This window comes from Amycolatopsis sp. 2-15 (assembly GCF_030285625.1).
GTDB classification, from domain to species: domain Bacteria; phylum Actinomycetota; class Actinomycetes; order Mycobacteriales; family Pseudonocardiaceae; genus Amycolatopsis; species Amycolatopsis carbonis.
Genome location: NZ_CP127294.1, coordinates 7,942,142 through 7,960,348 on the forward strand (window position 1 = coordinate 7,942,142; position 18,207 = coordinate 7,960,348).

Sequence of the window (18,207 nt, forward strand, 5' to 3'; positions counted from 1 at the left end):
CCCTGTCGTCGGACCACGGCGGGTCCGGGATGACCACCTCGATCGAAAGGATGCCATGACTCGACTGGCTTTCGGGTTCTCGCTCGCGCCGACGCTCGACGTCGGCGCGCATCGCGAGCTGGCGGTGGCCGCCGACGAGCACGGACTGGAGTTCCTGGGCATCCAGGACCACCCGTACGTCCCGGAGTTCCTCGACACCTTCGTGCTCGCGGGCGCCCTGCTGGCCGCCACCCGCCGCATCCACGTGTTCCCCGACGTGACGAATCTGCCGCTGCGCCCGCCCGCGATGCTCGCCAAGGCCGCCGCCTCGCTCGACCTCACCTCCGGTGGGCGGTTCGAGCTCGCCGTCGGCGCGGGCGGCTACTGGGACGCCATCGAGCGCCTCGGCGTCGAACGGCGCTCGCGGGCCGAGGCCAACGCCGCGCTCGAGGAGGCCTTCGAGCTCATGCGGGCGATCTGGCGCGCCGACCGCCGGCCTCTCCACCACCGCGGCGTTCACTACACAGTGGACGGTCTCACGCCCGGGCCCGCGCCCGCGCATCCGATCGAGCTGTGGACCGGCGCGCAGGGACCGAAGGCACTGGCCCTGACCGGCCGCATCGCCGACGGCTGGGCCGCGCCGATCCCCTCCTACCTGCCTTACGAGCAGTGGGGTCCGGCCCACACGATCCTGGACGAGGCCGCGACCGCCGCCGGCCGGCAGCCGTCGGACGTGCGCCGGATCTGCCAGGTCGTCGGCACGATCACCGACGCGCCCGGCACCCTTGAGGTCACCACCGGCGCCGAGCCCGTGCGCGGCGACGCGGCCCAGTGGACCGCGTTCCTGACGCGCTCGGCCACCGACCTGCCGTTCACGACGTTCGTCTTCTGGCCGGAGCACCAGACGATCGACCAGGTGCTGCGCTTCGCGCGAGACGTCGTCCCAGCCGTCCGGCAGGCGGTCAGGGGCTAAGCCGGCGGGTCCCCGGGTGACACCAGGCCGGTTTCGTAGGCCAGCACCACCGCTTGGGCGCGGTCGCGCAGGGACAGCTTCGCGAAGATGCGCGCGACGTGGGTCTTGATCGTCGCCTCGCTGAGGGTGAGGTCGGCCGCGAGCTCGGTGTTGGACCGGCCCCGGCCCAGCAGCGTCAGAACTTCGAGCTCTCGCGGGGTCAGCGCGGACAGGTCGCGGTGCGGCACCGGAACTGCCGCGGCCGGAGCCGGAGCGGCAGCCGCGGCAAACCGTTCCACCATCCGGCGGGTGATCGAGGGCGCCAGCAGCGCGTCGCCGGTGTCGACGAGCCGGACCGCGGCCACGAGGTGTTCCGGCGTCACGTCCTTGAGCAGGAAGCCGCTCGCGCCGGCGGCGAGGGCTTGGTAGACGTAGCTGTCGAGGTCGAACGTCGTCAGCATCAGCACCTTGCAGCGCGGGTCGTCGGCCAGGACGCGACGCGCGGCTTCGAGGCCGTCCATGGCGGGCATGCGGATGTCCATGAGCACGACGTCCGGGTGCAGTTCCCGCACCAGCTCCACCGCCGCCAGCCCGTCGGCCGCCTCACCGACCACGTCGATGCCGCCGGCCGTGAGGATCATGCGGAAGCCCGTGCGGACCAGGCCCTGGTCGTCGGCGATGACCACGCGCGGGGCGGTCACGGGCGCTCCATCGGGATCCGGGCGCGCACGCGGAACCCGCCCCCGAGGCGACGCCGCGCGTCGAGGTCCCCGCCGAAGGCCGCGACGCGTTCGCGCAACCCGAGCAGGCCACGACCCTCGCCGCGCGAGGAGGACGCGGCGGCCGAACCGCCCGTGAGCACGCTCGGCCCGCTGTTCACCACCTCGACCCGCAGGTAGTGGTCGGTGTAGCGCACCGTCACCTCGGCTTTCCCCCCGTCGCCGTGCTTGAGCGCGTTGGTCAGCGCCTCCTGGATGATCCGGTACGCCGTCAAGTCCACTCCGGACGGCAACGACCGCGGCTCACCCGACACGCGCACCTCCACCGGCAGCCCGGCGAAGGCGATCCGGTCGACGAGCGGGCTCAGCCGCGCGAGGCTGGGCTGTGGCGCGAGGTCGTGCGGCTCCTCGCCGTCGGCGGGCGGCGCGAGCAGGCCGAGCAGGTTCCGCAGCTCGGTCATCGTGTCGCGCCCGGCGGTCTCGACCTCCCGCAACGCCTCGGCCGCCTGCGCGGGCTCGGTCTCGACCACCAGCCGCGCGGCACCGGCCTGCACGAGCATCACGCTCACGTTGTGGCTCACGATGTCGTGCAGCTCGCGGGCGATCCGCGCGCGTTCGGCGTCGACCGCCTGCTGCGCGGCGCTTTCCCGCTCGCGCTCCAGCAGCCACCCGCGCTCCTCCAGCGCACGGACGGCCGCGCGCCGCGCGCGAACCAGCCGCACGGCCAGCACCACCGCGACCAGGCACGCCACGGCCGCGACCCCGAGTTCCCACACACCCCGACTCTCCCAGGCCGCCGCGCCCGCCGCATCAACCCGGTGCCTACATCCCCAGGATGACGAGGTCCGGTGGTTACCTCCCCGGACTGATGTCCCGACGACGCGGCTGCTTCAGGATTGTGTGCTGTGACCAGTGACGAGAGCAGAGCGAACCCGGTGGTGCAGCTGACCGCCGTGCGCAAGGAGTACAGCGACTCGGTGGCCCTGGACGGGGTCTCGCTGGGGATCCGCGCCGGCGAGGCGGTCGCGGTGATGGGGCCGTCGGGCAGCGGGAAGTCGACGCTGCTCAACATGGTTGCCGGGCTGGACCGGCCGACGTCCGGGTCCGTCGTGGTCAACGGCGAAGACCTCGGCAAGCTCGGCGAGACGGGGCTCGCACTGTTCCGCCGCCGGCGCATCGGCATGATCTTCCAGTTCTTCAACCTGCTCGACGACCTCCCGGCGCTCGACAACGTCGCCCTCGCCGCGCAGCTGACCGGCACTTCGGCCGCGCAGGCCCGAGCCCGGGCGCTGGAGCTGCTCGACGAGCTCGGCATCGCTGGACGGCGCAACATCCACCCCGCGCAGCTCAGCGGCGGCGAACGCCAGCGCGTGGCCGTGGCCCGGGCGCTGATGAACCGGCCCGCGCTGCTGCTGGCCGACGAACCCACCGGTGCGCTGGACAGCCGCTCCGGCGAGCAGGTGATGGACCTGCTGCTCGACCTCAACCAGATCGGGCAGACGCTGCTGCTCGTCACGCACGACGAGCGGCTCGCGAAGCAGTGCGCCACGCGCGTGGTCCAGGTCGTCGACGGCCGGATCGCCGCGACCTCGGGTCTGGAGCGCAGCTCGTGAGCGCCGTGTGGCGGGTCGCGCGCGCCGCGGTGCGGCGCCGGCGGGTGCAGACGGCCGTGATCAGCGTCGTGGTCGCGGTGTCGACGGGCACGATCGTGCTCGCGCTCGGGCTGCTGGTGTCGGCGTCGGGGCCGTTCCAACGCGCGCACGCGGAGCAGAACGGCGCGCACCTCGTCGTCGCCTACGACACCACGCGGGTGTCGGGCGAGCAGCTCGCCACCACCTCCACCCGGCCGGGCGTCGAGGCGTCGACCGGGCCGTTCGGGCAGGTCACGCTGGACACGGCGAAGAGCGTCGCGGCGCGGGCGGGCAGCCTGACCACGGTCGGGCGCGCGGACCCCGAAGGCGCCGTCGACCGGCTGGACGTGTGGGCGGGCCGGTGGGCGACGGCGCCCGGGGAGATCGTGCTGAACTTCCCGCGCGGCTCCGGCGACCTGGTTCCCGTCGGTTCGCGGATCGAGATCCCGGGCAAGCCCGTGCTCACCGTCGTCGGGTTCGCGTATTCGGTGAGCGCGTCCGCCGACGCATGGGTGACGCCGGCGCAGCTGACGGCGCTGCGGCCCACCACCGCGCAGGTGCTCTACCGCTTCACCCACGCCGCCACGGCGGCGGAGGTCGACGCGGGCCAGGCCGCGGTCACGACAGGGTTGCCGGCGAGGTCCGTGCTCGGCGAGCAGTCCTACCTGACCGTCGAGGAACGGCTCAACTCCGACGTCGGCCCGTACGTGCCGTTCCTGGTCCCGTTCGGGATCCTCGGGCTCGCGGTGGCTGTGCTGATCGTCGCCAACGTGGTGAGCGGCGCGGTGGTGTCCGGGTTCCGCGACATCGGGGTGCTCAAGTCGCTCGGGTTCACGCCGAACCAGGTGCTGGCCGTGTACCTGGTGATGGTGCTCGTCCCCGCCGCTCTCGGCTGCGTCGTCGGGACGATCGGCGGCAATCTCGTCGCCAAGCCGGTGCTCACGGACGCGTTCAGCGCGTTCGGCGCGGGCGGCGTCGGAATCGACGCGTGGGTCGACGTCGTCGCACTGGTGGGCTTGCCGCTGGTCGTCGTGCCGGCCGCGCTGGTTTCCGCGCTGCGGGCCCGCCGGCTGCCGGCGACCGCGGCGATCAGCGCGGGCAGCGGACCCCGGTTCGGGCGCGCGCTCGCCGTCCAGCGCCGGCTCGCGGGCACCCGGCTGCCGCGGTCGGTCAGCCTCGGCCTGGGCGTCCCGTTCGCCCGCCCGGCGCGCAGCGCGCTGACGCTGGCGGCGATCGTGCTCGGCGTCATGACGGTGACGCTGTCGATCGGCGTCACGCTGTCGGTGAACGCGTACAACAACGCGATGCGCCCCGCCCACCCCGACCGCGTCGAGTTCCTCGCCGGCTTGCCCGACGGGCTCACCATTCCGGCCGGGCTGCCCGGTCCGCGTCCGGCTCCGGCGCTCGGCGACTCCGCCGACGAGGCGATGCTGCGTTCGCTGCCCGGTTCCACCCGGGTCACCGCCTCGGCCGAGCGCACCGTGCACCTGCTCGGCAGCCAGGAGAACCCCTCGGTCACCTTCTCCCGCGGGGACTCGGCAGCGCTGGGGCCGGAGATCCTCGACGGCCGGTGGGCGGCGCGCGCCGGGGAGGCGGCCGCGCCGTCCCGGTTCCTCAACCAGCGCGGGCTCGCCCTCGGCGACACGATCACGGTGGAGCTGGGCGGGAATCGCACGCAGCTCACGCTCGTCGGGGTCACGCTGACCAACAACGACCAGGCGATCTACGCCGACTGGTCGACCCTCGACGTCCTCGCGCCGGACACCCGTGCGGAGACCTACGACGTGCAGCTGGCGCCCGGCGCCGACCGTCCGGCGCTCGCGAGCGCGGTGCACGCCCGCGACCCCGGGCTGGAGCTCGTTCCCCCGCGTGACGGCACGTCTTCGCAGGCCGTGCTCCTGGTCAGCAGCGCGTCGGTCCTGACGCTGGTGCTCGCGATCGTCTCGGCGCTCGGGGTGTTCAACACCGTGGTGCTCAACGTGCACGAACGCCGCCGCGACCTGGGAATGCTCAAGGCGATCGGAATGACGCCGCGCCAGGTGACGGTCATGATGATCACCTCGATGGGGGCACTGGGCGTGGCCGGCGGGCTGCTCGGGCTGCCGCTCGGCTTCTTCGTGCACCGGCTGGTCGGGCCGGCCATGCTGCGCGCTGCCCAGTCGGACGTGTTCGGGTTCGTGATCGACGTCTACCGCGCGCCGATGCTCGTGGCGCTCGGGCTGGCCGGGGTGGTCATCGCCGTGCTGGGCGCGCTCATCCCCGCCGCACGCGCGGCTCGGCTGCCGATCGCGACGGTGCTGCACAACGAATGAAGCCCTGGAGCGGGCCCTGTCGCCGGGGAGGGGGCCCGCTTCAGTCCACTTCGGACTGCCGGGTGCGGCGGTAGTGCCGGCGCGCCTTGAGGCGGTTGCCGCACGTGGCCATCGAGCACCAGCGGGCGGTGTTGGCCTTGCTGTGGTCGATGAGGAACAGGCGGCACTCCGGGTTGGCGCAGGGGCGCAGGCGGCCGGACTCGCGCAGGCCGTCCCAGGTGAGGACCGCGCGTGCCGCGGCGGCGTGGCCCGCGGGGGCGTCGAGGGTCCAGCCGATGCCGTCCGCACCGAGGGTCGCGAGGTAGCCGACGCCCTCGACGAAACGCCCGACCGACGACGGTTCCGCGTCGCCGCGCACCACGTCCTGCAGGGTCGCGCGCAGGTCGAGCAGGGTGCGCCACTCCCCCTCCGTCGCCGGCTGGCCGTGGGCGGACAGCCAGCGCAGGGCGTCGTCCGCGTCGGCCAGGTCGTCGTGCGGTGCCCCGTCGACGAGTGCCGTGGTGTTCAGCAGATCGAGGACCAGCGCCTCGTCTGTCGCCACTGCTGTTGTCTCCACCGGTCAGCCCTCCGATCGACCTAACCTTCAAATTCCCTATTGACAGGTTAGTTCTACCATGTTTCAGTTCTAACTATCACCAGCGACTTTAAGGGTTAGACATGAACGTGACGCCGAGGCACCCGCAGACCAGCGAAGCCATGTCGATGTCGGAGATGAGTCAGTCCCGGATGCCCACGTCCGAGATGTCGATGGGCCGGATGTCGATGTCCGGGCCGTCGTCGAGCCCGCTGCGGACGTTCCTGCGGACCGAGTCCGGCAGCGCCGGGATCCTCGCCGCGGCGATTGTGGTGGCCCTGGCCTGGGCGAACCTGGCGCCGGGCACGTACGACGCCGTGTGGAACTGGGTGCTGAGCGTGCGGATCGGGCCGCTGAGCGCCGCGCTGCCGGTGCGCGACTGGGTCAACAGCGGCCTGATGACACTGTTCTTCCTGGTGGTGGGGCTGGAGGCGCGGCGCGAGTTCGACCTCGGCGACCTGCGCGAGCGCCGCCGCCTGATCCTGCCCGCCGTCGCCGGGCTGGCCGGCATGGCGGTGCCGGTGCTGATATACCTGGCGCTCAACGGCGGCGGGCCCGGCGCGCACGGCTGGGGCGCGGCGATGTCGACCGACACCGCGCTGGCGCTGGGCGTGTTCACCGTGGTCGGGCAGGGTGCGCCCGAGCGGATCCGCACGTTCGTGCTCACCGTGTTCGTGGTCGACGACATCGTGGCCCTGGTGGTCATCGCGCTGGCGTACAGCGGCCACGTGGACCTCATGGCGGTCGGGATCGCCGCCGTCGCCTACGCCGGGGTGCTGGCGAGCCGCCGGCTCGACTACCGCTACCGCAAGCCGGTGTTCACCGCACTGGCGCTCACGGTGTGGGGCGCGCTGCTGACCAGCGGGATCGACCCGGTCGTGGCCGGTCTGGCGGTGGGGCTCGCGACCTCGGCGTACGTGCCGAAGCGCGATTCACTGGAGGAGACGACCCAGCTGGTGCGCCTGTTCCGCGAGCAGCCCACCGCGGAGGCGGCCAGCTCGGCGAGCAAGCGGCTGAGCGCCACACTCTCGGCCAACGCCCGGCTGCGCCACGCCTTCCACCGCGTGACGAGCTACGTCGTCGTCCCGCTGTTCGCGCTGGCCAACGCCGGCATCACCGTGAACACCGAGGTGCTGGCGAGCGCGGTGACCGCGCCGATCACCGTCGGGATCTTCCTCGCCTACGTGCTGGGCAAGCCGGTCGCGGTGTTCGGCTCCTCGTGGCTGCTCACCCGGTTGACCGGCGGCGCGCTGCAGCCGCAGGTCGGCTGGGCCGGCGTGCTGAGCGGCGGCGCGATGGCGGGCGTCGGGTTCACCGTGTCGTTGCTGATCGCCGACCTCGCCTTCACCGGGCGGGAGTTGGAGGAGGCGAAGCTGGGTGTCCTCGCCGCGGCGGCGGGTGCGGCGCTGCTGACCTTCCTCGTGCAGAAGATCACGGCCGAGCTGCCGGAAGAGGTGCGGACTCGCGCACTGCTCGGCGACGCTCCCCTGCTGACCGACCTCATCGCTCCGGTCGATCTGAGCCGCGACCACGTGCGCGGGCCGGAGGACGCCGCGGTGACCGTGGTCGAGTACGGCGACTTCGAGTGCCCCTGGACCGGCATGGCCGCGCCGACCGCGCGCGAGCTGCTGGCCGAGAACAGCGACATCCGCTACGTGTGGCGCCACCTGCCGCTGCACGACATCCACCCCCACGCGCAGCTGGCGGCCGAGGCCGCCGAGGCGGCGGGCGCGCAGGGCGCGTTCTGGCCGATGCACGACCTGCTGCTGGGCAACCAGACCGACCTGCACTTCGACGCCCTCGTCGGGTACGCCGAGCAGCTGGGCCTCGACGTCGACCGGTTCCGTGAGGACCTGCTGCGCCGCAGGTTCGCCGGTCACGTCGAGCGTGACGTCGAGTCGGCCGACCTCAGCGGTGTGGCCGGGACCCCGACGTTCTTCGTCAACGACCGGCGCCACGACGGCCCGCAGGACCTCGCGACCCTCACCACCGTGATCACCGGCGCCCGCACCCGCGTGGCCGCTTTCGGCCCCGCGGCGGCGATCGAGGCCACCGCGGCCTGAGCACCGTCCACAAGAGACCTGTCCACTCGGGACACCCGGAGGAAGTCATGTCTGCTCACACCACCACCAAGACCACCGTCCCGGCCGAGATCGACACCACCGGCGCACTGAGCCCGGCCCTCGGCCTCGTCCCGGGCATCTACGTCACCCGGCAAGGCGCCCGGCTGCCGATCTGGCCACGACGCCGGCACGCGGCGCCGAAGTCGCGCTGAGTTCCGGTACGCAGCAGCGGATTCCCGGTTGGCGGGAATCCGCTGCTGTCTGGCATCCAGGCCGGTAGTGGGCACGCCTCGGGTTTCCTAGCGTGACGGCCATGACCGAAGTGCTGCTGCCGATCGCGATCGGCCTGGTGTACGTGCTGCTCTCGTCCCTGATCCCCGAGCCGCATCGCCGGAAATTCAACGCCCTCATGGTCGCCGGCGCGGGCGCCGCCTATCTCTCGGGCGGCGAGCTGGGGGTGTGGGAGCTGGTGTTCTGCGCCGTGATGACGCTGGCCGCCTTCCGCGGACTGGACTCGTGGACGTTCATCGGGATCGGCTGGCTGCTGCACACGGCGTGGGACGTCGTCCACCACCTCAAGGGCGCGCCGATCCTGCCGTTCGCGGCGGACTCGTCGTTCGGGTGCGCGCTGACGGACCCGGTGATCGCGCTGTGGGCGTTCGCGGGCGGGCGCAGTCCGTGGGCGTGGCTGCGCCGGAAGACCCCGGCCGCGGTGGACGGCTAGTCGCTGCGGCCACGCAGGGTGAGCACGACGCGGAGCACGTGCTCGACGGCTGAGGGGAAGACCGCCGCGCGCAGCTCACCGCGCGTGGCGAGGTTCTGCGACGCGAACTCCAGCATGCGGTCGGGCCCCAGCCGCCGGACGACCAGCGCCGCAACCTCCTCCAGCTCGAGGTCGGGGTTGTCCAGGCGCCGCAGCGCGAACTCGACGACGAGCTCTTCGTCGGTCATGGCCCCTCCTCGTGGATCTCCCTCGTCCAGAATAGGCCACTTCGGACGGCCTGCCGACGTGTCCGTGGTCGCGGCATCCCCACGCCCGCCGACGATCTTGCCGGAAACGCTGCACGGCCGGGCACCGGCCGCACCTGCGAAAACTCGGCCGAACCAGTTTAGTTACAGCCCTTGACTGTAACTTATCTCGCGTTTACGTTTCCCCGAACCGGTCACGCGAACCGGACACCCGCCGGAAAGGGAGACGACCATGTCCGCAGGAGTTCCGCCCGCCGCGGTGCGGCTCGAGACACTCATCGGCGACCGGCGGGTCGGCCGGTTCCACGTGCTGCTGCTCGCGCTGACCGGCTCGGTCATGTTCCTCGACGGCCTCGACACGCAGGCGATCAGCTTCGTCGCCCCGGTCGTGGCGAAGGAGTGGCACCTGCCGGTCGCGGCGCTGGGGCCGCTGTTCTCCGCGTCGATCGTCGGGCTGATGGTGGGGTACCTGCTGCTGGCACCGCTGGCGGCGCGGATCGAGCATCGGCGACTGATCGCGCTGTCGGTCGCACTGTTCGGCGTCTTCACGCTGCTGTGCGTGTTCGCGACGGACGAGACGCAGCTGATCGTGTTCCGCTTCTTCACGGGGGTGGGGCTCGGCGGAGCGATCCCGAGTGCCGTCGCGCTCGCCAGCGAGTTCGCACCCGCCCGCCGGCGCTCGACGTTCGTGATGTTCAGCTACTGCTGGCTGGCGCTGGGATTCGTCGCGGCGAGCCTGCTGTCCGGCGTCCTCATCCCGGCTTGGGGCTGGCGCTCGATCTTCCTCATCGGCGGAGTGCTGCCCCTCGCGGTGTCGGTCGTGCTCGCGGTCTGGCTGCCCCGGTCCCCTGTGCACCTCCTCCAGCGCGGTGAGCACGCCGAACTCCACGCGACGCTGCGCCGCCTCGTCCCCGACCTCAGCCCCCACACCACCTTCGTCCGCGACGAGCCGGCGGCCGCGAAAGCCACCCGGCGCGACGTCCTGGGCCGGCACCGCCTCGCGGCCACCCTGCTGCTGTGGCTCGCGTTCGCCCTGAACCTCGGGGTGTTCTACGCCGTGCTCAGCTGGCTGCCGACGGTGCTGCTCCGCCTCGGTCACCCGACGTCGACGGCGGTCACGGCCACCGCGCTCGTCACCGTCGGCGGCATCGCCGCGGCGCTGGTCATCGGCCCGGCCATGGACAAGCGCGGTGCGTTCGTCACGCTCGGCACCGTTTACCTGATCGGCTCGGCCCTCATCGCCGTGCTGGGTTTCGCGCTCACCGGCTCGAGCGGACTGCTGCTCGCGGCCGCCTTCCTCGCCGGCACGTGCGTGACCGGTGGCCAGATGAGCGTGATCGCCCTCGCCGCGGTGCTCTACCCGCCGCGGGTCCGCTCGACGGGTGTCGGCTGGGCGCTCGGCATCGGGCGCGCCGGCGGCATCGTCGGCCCCCTGCTCGTCGGGGCCGCCCTCGGCGCGGGCGCCGGTGCGCGGGTGGTGTTCCTCGTGATGGCGGCCGTGTTCCTGCTCGCCAGCGGCACGGTCGCCGTGCTGAGCCGCGTGAGCCGGCCCGCGGAAGTCCCGGTTCCGCAAGCCGACCCGCGTCCGGCCACGGCGGGTTAAGACACGGGGTCCGCGTTCGCCAGGGCCAGCACGGTGCGAGCGCGCTCGACCATCGCGACGTCGAGGAACGTCCCGTCGGCCAGTGCGATCGCCCCGACCCCGGCCGCCGTGGCGTCGGCGACGCGCGCGACGACCTCGCTGGCCCGCGCCACCTCCTCCGCGCTCGGCAGGAACGCGGCTCGGATCGTGGCGAGCTGGGCCGGGTGGATCGCCGTGCGCCCGCGGAACCCGAGCGCCCGCCCGGCCCGGCACGACGCCGCCAGCCCGGCGAGGTCGCGCACGTTGGTGTAAGCCGACATCGCCGGCGGCGCGAGCCGCGCGGCCCGCGCCGCCACGATCACGCGACTGCGCGCCCACGTCAGCCCGGCTTCGTCGTCCACCCCCAGGTCCGACCGCAGATCCGCCTCACCCAGCCCGATCGACGCCACCCGCGGCGACGCGGTCGCGATCTGCAACGCCCGCTCCACCCCCAGCGCCGACTCGATCAACGGGTGCAGCTCCCGCCCCGGCAACGCCGCCGCGAACGCCAGCACCTCCTCGGCCGCCTCCACCTTCGGCATCCGCACCCCGACCGCCACCGGCAGCCCGGCCAGCGCCGCGACGTCCGCCTCGTGCCACGGCGTGCTGGGGTGATTCACGCGCACCTGCACCCGGCGCCCCTCGGGCAGATCCGCCAGCATCCGCACGACGTTCCCGCGCGCCTCCCCCTTGTGCGCCGGCGCCACGGCGTCCTCGAGGTCCACGAGCACCACGTCGGCCTCCGACGCCAGCGCCTTCTGCACCCGATCGGGCCGGTCGGCCGGGGCGTAGAGGAAGGTCAACGGCGGAGTGGTGCTCATACCGCACCCCCTTCGCGAAGTTCGGCGATGCGTTCCGCCGAGAAGCCCAGTTCCTTCAGCACGGTGTCGGTGTCGGCGCCGTGGGGGCGGCCGGTGAAGCCGATGACGCCGTCGTTGCCGGAGAGGCGGAAGAGCGGGCCCTGCATGAGGATCGGGCCGAGCTCGGGGTCGTCGATCTCGTGGATGGTGCCGAGGGCGCGGAACTGGGGGTCGGCGACGATGTCGGCGGCGTCGTAGATGGGGGCGACCGCGGCCTGCGCCTCCTCGAACGCGGCGACGACCTCCGCGCGGCTGCGCTGGGCGATCCAGCCGCCGACGGCTTCGTCGAGCTCGTCGGCGTGCTGGGCCCGGTCGGCGCCGCGGGCGAACCACGGCTGGTCGGCCAGGTCGGGCCGGCCGACGAGCCGCACCACGCGCTCGGCCACCGACTGCGCCGAGGTGGACACGGCGACCCACTGGCCGTCGGCGGTGCGGTAGGTGTTGCGCGGCGCGTTGTTGATGGACCGGTTGCCCGTGCGCGGCTGCACGGTCCGAAGCTGGTCCCACCGCGTGATCTGCGGGCCGAGCATCGCGAGGATCGGCTCGATGATCGCGGTGTCCACGACCTGCCCGCGCCCGCTCGTGGCGCGGGCCGCAAGCGCGACCATGATCGCGTAGGCGGTGGCCAGGGACGCGACGCCGTCGGCGAGGCCGAACGGCGGGAGCGTCGGCGGGCCGTCCGGCTCGCCCGTGGTGGCGGCGAACCCGCTCATCGCCTCGGCGAGGGTGCCGAAGCCGGGGCGCGAGCGGTACGGGCCGAACTGGCCGAACCCGGTGACGCGAGCGAGCACGAGCTGCGGGTTGCGGGCCGAAAGCTCGTCGTAGCCGAGGCGCCAGCGTTCGAGGGTGCCGGGGCGGAAGTTCTCGATCACCACGTCGGCCTCGGCGGCCAACGCCAGGAACACCTCACGCCCGCCTTCGCTGCCGAGGTCCGCGGTGATGGTGCGCTTGTTGCGCCCGAGCGTTTTCCACCACAGGTTCACCCCGTCTTTGGCGACGCCGTGCGTGCGCGACGGGTCGGGCCGGCGCGGGTGCTCGACCTTGATCACCTCGGCGCCCATGTCACCCAGGTGCATCGCGGCCATCGGCCCGGCGAAGAGCGTGGACGCGTCCACCACCCGCAACCCGGCCAGCGCGCCACCGGCGGAATCCCGCGAAGTCGTCATGCCGTCACCTCCCAAGCGCAGCGGAACCCGACCGTCGCGGCGCGCGCGAGGCCCAGCCCGGGCAGCAGCAGCTTCACACTGACGTCCGGGGCGTGGCGGCCGCCCTCGACGTACCACTCGGAGCCCTCGGCCCGGTAGTCACTGCCGCCTTTGAGCATCACGAACCGCGTCCGCCCGTCGGAGTGCTCGCTCTCGGTCCAGTTCCACACGGCCGGCGCGCCGCGGCGCAGGCCGCCGGTCTCCCCCACCAGCTGCCACTCGTCCTCGGTGGGCAGCCGGCCGCCGCGCCACGCACAGTAGGCGCGGGCGTCGTCGAGGTCCACAAAGGTCACGGGCTCGTCCGGATTCCCTGGCACACCGTCGATCCAGTGCGCGAGGAATCGGTGTGCACAGGCGGGCCGGTAGCCGGTGGCGGTGAGGAACTCGGCGAACTGCGCGTTGGTGACCTCAGTGGCCGCCACCGCGACCGAGGTCGCGAGCGAGCCGTCACGCTGGAGGGTGCGGGCGTCGTGCAGCCGCGGCGGGAGGGGTTTCCACTCGTCGACGTAGGGCGCGCCCTGGTACATCCCGGTTTCGCGGGCCTGGTAGCGCACGGTCAGCACGTACGGCCCGGCCGGCACCGTGACGGCATCGGCGGCAGGCGTGCCATTAGTCCTTTGTGGACTCACTCGTTGCGCGATCCGGTGCGGGAACCGGGAGTGGGCGTCGTGCGGCGCGGACGTCAACGCGTCAGCCAGCTCCGGAAGCCACGCGGGTTCGGGAGTGCCGTCGGCGAGGTGCAGCACCGCGCCGATGCCACGAGCGGGCACACCGCCGAGCAGGTCGAGGACCTTTCCGGGGCCGGCGGGCAGTACCTCGCCGGTGTAGTCCGTGTCGCCGCGGTTGACGAGTGTCCACAGTGTCACCCCGTCGAGCTCCCAGCTGGACGCGTAGACGCCGGCGGCCTCGGCCCCGTCGGTCAGCTCGGCGAGCGGGGTCCACTCGCCGCCCAGCAGCAGGTCACCGGCCGCGCGCTGCACGGTCACCATGCGCCGCACGGTCGCGGCGTCGCGGGCCGACCAGCCGACCCACACGCCGAACACGACTTCCCACACCATCACGCCGACGCCGTTGAGCCACGCCGACTGCAGTTCCTCGGAGTGGTCGCGGTGCCAGCGGCGCACGTGGTGCTGCATGTGGCGCCGCTCGTACCAGTGCGCGCGCAGCACACCGGGCACGGGCGAGTCGGCGAAGAACTGGGCCCACGACGCCGTGTGGTCGGCGATGCGCTCGACCGGCAGCTTCGACTCGCCCTCCAGCACGATCCCGGGCCGCGCGGCTTCGAGCCGTTCGACGAAACCCGGTTCGGCTTTCTTGAGCGTGTCGAGGAAAACACCGTCGGCCTCGAAGTCCTCGACGAGGGCGGCCAGCTCGCTGAGGTCGTCGGCGCCGCGGCGGGTGCCGACGTCCCACGGGTTGTAGTCCACGAACACGTGCAGGCCGGCGTCGTGCAGCGCCTTGACGAGCTCGGCCAGGCCGGGGACGTCGCGGTAGTAGTCCCACTGGTTGCGGTCGTCGAGCCCGATCACGGGGTAGGCGTGCCACAGCACGACGGCGTCGAGGCCGCCGAAGCGCTCGCGGGCGTCGGCGAGGAACACCTCGGGCGTGAACTTGTGCTCGGCGAAGGAGTACAGCAGCTCGTCCCACAGCCAGACCTGCGCCACGGTGTGGCAGCGGGCGGCCCACGCGGCGCCGGGACGCTCGTAGGCCTCACCGGTGTAGCCGTGGCGGCGGCGGGAATCCTCGCGCCAGCGCCGCAGGTTTTCCCGCCACGCCGGCCGGTCGGCCGGGTCCGCGGGTGCGGCGAAGATCTTGGCCTCGTCGAGGGCGACGAGCTGCTCGTCGGTGAGCGGGGTGAGCGGAACGTCCGCCGGCCGGTCGATCGGACGCGGCACGAGGGGGTCGAACGGGGCGGTCATCGCACCTTTTCTCCGGCCGCGAAAGCCGCGACCTCTTCAGCGGTGGGAACGGCGGCCTGCGCACCGGGCCGCGTAACGGCGAGCGCGCCGGCCACGCACGCGACCCGCGCGGCTTCGGCGAGCGATCGGCCTTGAGCGAGACCCGCGGCGAGCACACCGCAGAAGGTGTCGCCGGCGCCGGTGGTGTCCACAGTGTCCACCCGGATCCCGGGCACGGTCACGGGTTCCTGGCCACGCTCGGCCACGAGGCAACCGTCGCCGCCGAGGGTGACCACCACGGCGGGCACACGTTCGAGCAGCTCCTCGGTACCGCCGAGGTCGGCGGCTTCGTGCTCGTTGACCACGAGCACGTCGAGCGCGGCCCAGAAATCACCCGGCAGCTCCCGCGACGGCGCGGCGTTGAGCACCAACAGCGCACCCGGCTTGCGCGCGGCCGCGGCGGCGCGCACCACCGCGAGCGGGATCTCCAGCTGCGCCAGCACCACGTCGGCCGCCGCGATCCGCGCGGCTTCCACCTCGCCGATCCGCACGCGCTCGTTGGCACCGGGCGCGACGACAATCGCGTTCTCGCCGTCCGGCGACACGGTGATGAACGCCGTGCCCGTTGCCGCTTTCGTCCGTGCGACGAGGTCGGTCCGCACGCCGGCGCCACCCAGCGACAGCAGGATCAGGTCCCCGGCTTCGTCCTCGCCGAGGGCGCCCACGAACGTCGTGTGCGCTCCCCCGGCCAGGGCGGCACCCACCGCCTGGTTCGCGCCCTTGCCGCCGGGGCTGCGCCGCAGCCGCCCGCCGAGGATCGTCTCCCCGGCCCGTGGCGGGCGCGGCGCGTCGACGACCAGGTCGACGTTCGCCGACCCGACCACGACCACCGTCCCGGTCACGCCCCACGCTCCGCGGGCGCCAGCGCGATCGTCCGGGCCGCCAGGTCGGTGATCTTCTGTTCGCCGCCCGGCAATGACGTCGCGATGCGGCCGTCCAGGGGCTTGACCCACTGGTCGCCGATCCCGGCCACGCCGCGCAAAGCGCCGACCACGCCGCCGACCGTCGCCGCGGCGGAGTCGGTGTCCCAGCCCGCCGTGACGGCGATGGAGACGCTCGGGCCGAACTCGCCGGCGCCCTTGGCCAGCGCGTAGGCGATCACGGCCGCGTTGCCGAGCACGTGGACCCAGTGCAGCTCACCGTAGGCGGCGTGGAGGCGGTCGAGGCCGATGCGGATGTCGCCCGAAGACGCGGCCGCGCGACCGAGCCGCACCGCCTCCGCCAACCGGCTGCCCGGCGGGATGACCGTGAACGCGGCGTCGAGCACCTCATCCACGGTGTCGCACACCATCGCCGCCGACGCCAGGGCCGCCGCCCACATGGCGCCGTAGACGCCGTTGCGGGTGTGGCTCAGGCGGGCGTCGGTCCACGCCAGGTGCGCGGCCGTGCGCAGGTCGCCCGGGGAGACCCAGCCGAAGACGTCCGTGCGGATCAGCGCGCCGATCCACTCGCGGAACGGGTTGAGGTGCGTCGCGGTCTCGGGCACCGGGCGGGCGTCGAGGATGTTGCGGTAGGCCGCCCGCTCGGCCGTGAACACGCGCCCGGCCGGGAGGTTGTCGAGCCACAGCTGGGCGACGTCCTCGGTGGTGAAGCCGCGCCCGCGCGTCTCGAGCAGGGTGAGCGCCAGCATCGGGTAATTGAGGTCGTCGTCCTCGGGCATGCCGTGGATGTTCTCCTCGAGCGACGTCGGCGCCGAGCGCTTGTTCCACGGCCAGCGCGCGGCGACGTCGGCGGGCAGCCCGACGGCGGTGAACCACTTCTCGAGCGGCCACCGGCCCGTGGCGCGCAGGATCTCCTCGATGCCCTCGCGCGGGATCTTCTCCACCGGCTTGCCCAGCAGGCACCCGGCGGCCCGCCCGGTCCACGCGCCGAGCACCCGCCCGTCGCGCAGGCCCAGGGGCAGGTCCGGCGCGGCCGGCAGCGTGGCGAGGATCGCTTCCCACTCGTCCGGCTCGTCGGGCGCCGGCGAGGCCGGGACCGCGGCGAGCTCGCCGAGCAGTGTGCGCGCCAGCGCCCGCAGGGCGGGCGGCGCCGGGTTCGGCCCGGCGCCGCTCACGGCGGGAACGGGGTCGCCGCCCGCCGCCACCCAGCGTTTCCGCACGTCCGCGGTGTCACGGCCCTCCACAGAGGACTGCACGAGCTCGTGCGCGAGCAGGTCCTCGGGCTGGGCCCAGGTCAGCCTCACCGCACACCTGGCGAAACGAGTGCCGAGAGGGTCCCGTCGAGCGCCTTGACCCGGGCCTGCGCCCGCTCGCGGTCGGCCCGCATGATGTCCGCCGCGGCCGACGCCAGCACCCGGCCGGTCGCCACGATGTCCATCTTGCTGGCCTCGCTGATCGGATCGAGCCACTCCGCGGGCACCACGTCGGCGCCGCGGAGCGCCGCGCAGATCGCCCCGGCCATGGCGGCGATCGAGTCCGCGTCTCGGCCGTAGTTCACGGCCGCGAGCACGGCGCCGCGGAAGTCGCCGCGGTGTGCGAGCACGAAGGCCAGCGCCGCGGGCAGCTCCTCGATGGACTTGGTACGCGACGGGCGCCGCGCGTCCATCGACATCTGCCGGTACTCCGGGCCGACCGAGTCGAACGGCGCCACGACTTCCCGCACTCGACGGGCCAGCGCGCGTTCCTCGTCGTCGGTCTTCGGCGCTGCGGCCGTCGAACCGAAGGCGGCCACGACCGCGCGAAGCGCTTCCGCGGTGCCGTCGTGCGCGAGGTCCAGCGCCGCCGCCGTGACGTCGTCGAGGGTTGCGCCCGGGGCGGCCGCGGCCGCGACCATGGCCGCCAGCACGCCGGCCGCCTCGCGCCCGTAACTCGCCTGGTGCGCGCCGGTGAGGTCGATCGCCTCGGCGTAGGCGGCGCGGGGATCACCCGCGTTGACCACGCCGACGGGCGCGATGTACATCGCCGCACCGCAGTTGACGACGTTGCCCACGCCCGCTTCACGCGGGTCGACGTGTCCGTAGTGCAGCCGCGCGACGATCCACTTCTCCGCCAGGAACACGCGTTGCAGCAGCAGTGCCGCGGATTCGAGCTCCGGCACCCACCGCGGCTCGCCGATCATCAGCGGCACGAGGTCCTCGGCCACCGCGAACGCGTCGAGGTGGTCGCGGCGCTTCGCGTACACCTCCACGAGCGCTTGCGTCATGAGGGTGTCGTCGGTGATGTGCCCGTCGCCCTTGTGGTACGGCGCGATGGGACGCGCGTCGCGCCAGTTCGGGTACCAGGGCCCGACGATGCCGGTCACACGGCCGCCGTGGCGTTCTTCGATCTGCTCGGGGGTCCACCCTTCGACAGCACCGCCGAGGGCGTCGCCCACGGCCGAGCCGGTGATCACCGCGACCGCCCGGTCTTCCAGCCAGGTCAAG

Annotated in this window: 17 protein-coding genes; 7 read left to right on the forward strand and 10 right to left on the reverse strand. The window is 73.2% G+C overall.

Annotation, left to right across the window (positions count from 1 at the left end):
- Nucleotides 1-55: 55 nt before the first annotated feature.
- Nucleotides 56-952, forward strand: a complete 897-nt coding sequence (locus QRX50_RS39335; protein ID WP_285968143.1) for an LLM class flavin-dependent oxidoreductase — start codon at nucleotides 56-58, stop codon at nucleotides 950-952.
- Here QRX50_RS39335 and QRX50_RS39340 read toward each other — a convergent pair.
- Both QRX50_RS39340 and QRX50_RS39345 read right to left on the reverse strand, forming a co-directional pair.
- Complete coding sequence (locus QRX50_RS39340) at nucleotides 949-1,632, reverse strand: response regulator transcription factor (protein ID WP_285968144.1); 684 nt, start codon at nucleotides 1,630-1,632, stop codon at nucleotides 949-951. The two genes, QRX50_RS39335 and QRX50_RS39340, sit on opposite strands and share 4 nt — an antisense overlap.
- Nucleotides 1,629-2,426, reverse strand: a complete 798-nt coding sequence (locus QRX50_RS39345) for a sensor histidine kinase (RefSeq protein WP_285968145.1) — start codon at nucleotides 2,424-2,426, stop codon at nucleotides 1,629-1,631. The genes QRX50_RS39340 and QRX50_RS39345 overlap by 4 nt, the downstream gene beginning before the upstream one ends.
- A gap of 129 nt (nucleotides 2,427-2,555) precedes the next feature.
- Between QRX50_RS39345 and QRX50_RS39350 the strand changes: the two genes are divergently transcribed.
- Nucleotides 2,556-3,263 carry an ABC transporter ATP-binding protein gene (locus QRX50_RS39350; RefSeq protein WP_285968146.1) on the forward strand — a complete coding sequence of 236 codons (708 nt, stop codon included), beginning with the start codon at nucleotides 2,556-2,558 and terminating at the stop codon, nucleotides 3,261-3,263.
- Nucleotides 3,260-5,593 carry an ABC transporter permease gene (locus QRX50_RS39355; RefSeq protein WP_285968147.1) on the forward strand — a complete coding sequence of 778 codons (2,334 nt, stop codon included), beginning with the start codon at nucleotides 3,260-3,262 and terminating at the stop codon, nucleotides 5,591-5,593. The genes QRX50_RS39350 and QRX50_RS39355 overlap by 4 nt, the downstream gene beginning before the upstream one ends.
- Nucleotides 5,594-5,633: 40 nt before the next feature.
- Here the strand turns inward: QRX50_RS39355 and QRX50_RS39360 are convergent, their stop codons facing one another.
- A complete protein-coding gene (locus QRX50_RS39360) occupies nucleotides 5,634-6,134 on the reverse strand; it encodes a CGNR zinc finger domain-containing protein (protein ID WP_285968148.1) in 501 nt (166 codons plus the stop codon).
- Nucleotides 6,135-6,319: 185 nt separating this feature from the next.
- Between QRX50_RS39360 and QRX50_RS39365 the strand changes: the two genes are divergently transcribed.
- The 3 genes from QRX50_RS39365 (at nucleotide 6,320) to QRX50_RS39375 (ending at nucleotide 8,954) form a co-directional block, all read left to right on the forward strand.
- Complete coding sequence (locus QRX50_RS39365) at nucleotides 6,320-8,230, forward strand: Na+/H+ antiporter NhaA (RefSeq protein ID WP_285968149.1); 1,911 nt, start codon at nucleotides 6,320-6,322, stop codon at nucleotides 8,228-8,230.
- Between the two features lie 47 nt (nucleotides 8,231-8,277).
- A complete protein-coding gene (locus QRX50_RS39370; protein WP_285968150.1) occupies nucleotides 8,278-8,442 on the forward strand; it encodes a hypothetical protein in 165 nt (54 codons plus the stop codon).
- Between the two features lie 101 nt (nucleotides 8,443-8,543).
- Nucleotides 8,544-8,954: a DUF6010 family protein gene (locus QRX50_RS39375; RefSeq protein ID WP_285968151.1), complete on the forward strand. Its 411-nt coding sequence runs from the start codon at nucleotides 8,544-8,546 to the stop codon at nucleotides 8,952-8,954.
- Here QRX50_RS39375 and QRX50_RS39380 read toward each other — a convergent pair.
- Nucleotides 8,951-9,181: a hypothetical protein gene (locus QRX50_RS39380; RefSeq protein WP_285968152.1), complete on the reverse strand. Its 231-nt coding sequence runs from the start codon at nucleotides 9,179-9,181 to the stop codon at nucleotides 8,951-8,953. The genes QRX50_RS39375 and QRX50_RS39380 overlap by 4 nt on opposite strands.
- A 250-nt stretch (nucleotides 9,182-9,431) precedes the next feature.
- Here QRX50_RS39380 and QRX50_RS39385 point away from each other — a divergent pair, with 250 nt between their 5' ends.
- Nucleotides 9,432-10,802, forward strand: coding sequence for an MFS transporter (locus tag QRX50_RS39385; protein WP_285968153.1), 1,371 nt, complete (start codon nucleotides 9,432-9,434; stop codon nucleotides 10,800-10,802).
- Here QRX50_RS39385 and QRX50_RS39390 read toward each other — a convergent pair.
- Genes QRX50_RS39390 through QRX50_RS39415 form a run of 6 tightly spaced genes read right to left on the reverse strand, consistent with a single transcriptional unit; the run spans nucleotide 10,799 to nucleotide 18,206 of the window.
- Nucleotides 10,799-11,641 (reverse strand): HpcH/HpaI aldolase/citrate lyase family protein, encoded by an 843-nt coding sequence (locus QRX50_RS39390; protein ID WP_285968154.1) that lies wholly within the window; start codon nucleotides 11,639-11,641, stop codon nucleotides 10,799-10,801. The genes QRX50_RS39385 and QRX50_RS39390 overlap by 4 nt on opposite strands.
- Nucleotides 11,638-12,846, reverse strand: a complete 1,209-nt coding sequence (locus QRX50_RS39395; RefSeq protein ID WP_285968155.1) for a CaiB/BaiF CoA transferase family protein — start codon at nucleotides 12,844-12,846, stop codon at nucleotides 11,638-11,640. Before QRX50_RS39395 ends, QRX50_RS39390 begins: the two co-directional genes overlap by 4 nt.
- Nucleotides 12,843-14,804: an SUMF1/EgtB/PvdO family nonheme iron enzyme gene (locus QRX50_RS39400; RefSeq protein ID WP_285968156.1), complete on the reverse strand. Its 1,962-nt coding sequence runs from the start codon at nucleotides 14,802-14,804 to the stop codon at nucleotides 12,843-12,845. Before QRX50_RS39400 ends, QRX50_RS39395 begins: the two co-directional genes overlap by 4 nt.
- Entirely contained in the window at nucleotides 14,801-15,685 is an 885-nt protein-coding gene (locus QRX50_RS39405; protein ID WP_285968157.1) for a ribokinase, read from the reverse strand. The genes QRX50_RS39400 and QRX50_RS39405 overlap by 4 nt, the downstream gene beginning before the upstream one ends.
- Nucleotides 15,682-17,028: an ADP-ribosylglycohydrolase family protein gene (locus QRX50_RS39410; protein ID WP_285968158.1), complete on the reverse strand. Its 1,347-nt coding sequence runs from the start codon at nucleotides 17,026-17,028 to the stop codon at nucleotides 15,682-15,684. Before QRX50_RS39410 ends, QRX50_RS39405 begins: the two co-directional genes overlap by 4 nt.
- On the reverse strand, nucleotides 17,025-18,206 hold the full coding sequence (locus QRX50_RS39415; RefSeq protein WP_285968159.1) for an ADP-ribosylglycohydrolase family protein: 1,182 nt from the start codon (nucleotides 18,204-18,206) through the stop codon (nucleotides 17,025-17,027). Before QRX50_RS39415 ends, QRX50_RS39410 begins: the two co-directional genes overlap by 4 nt.
- Nucleotide 18,207 lies beyond the last annotated feature (1 nt).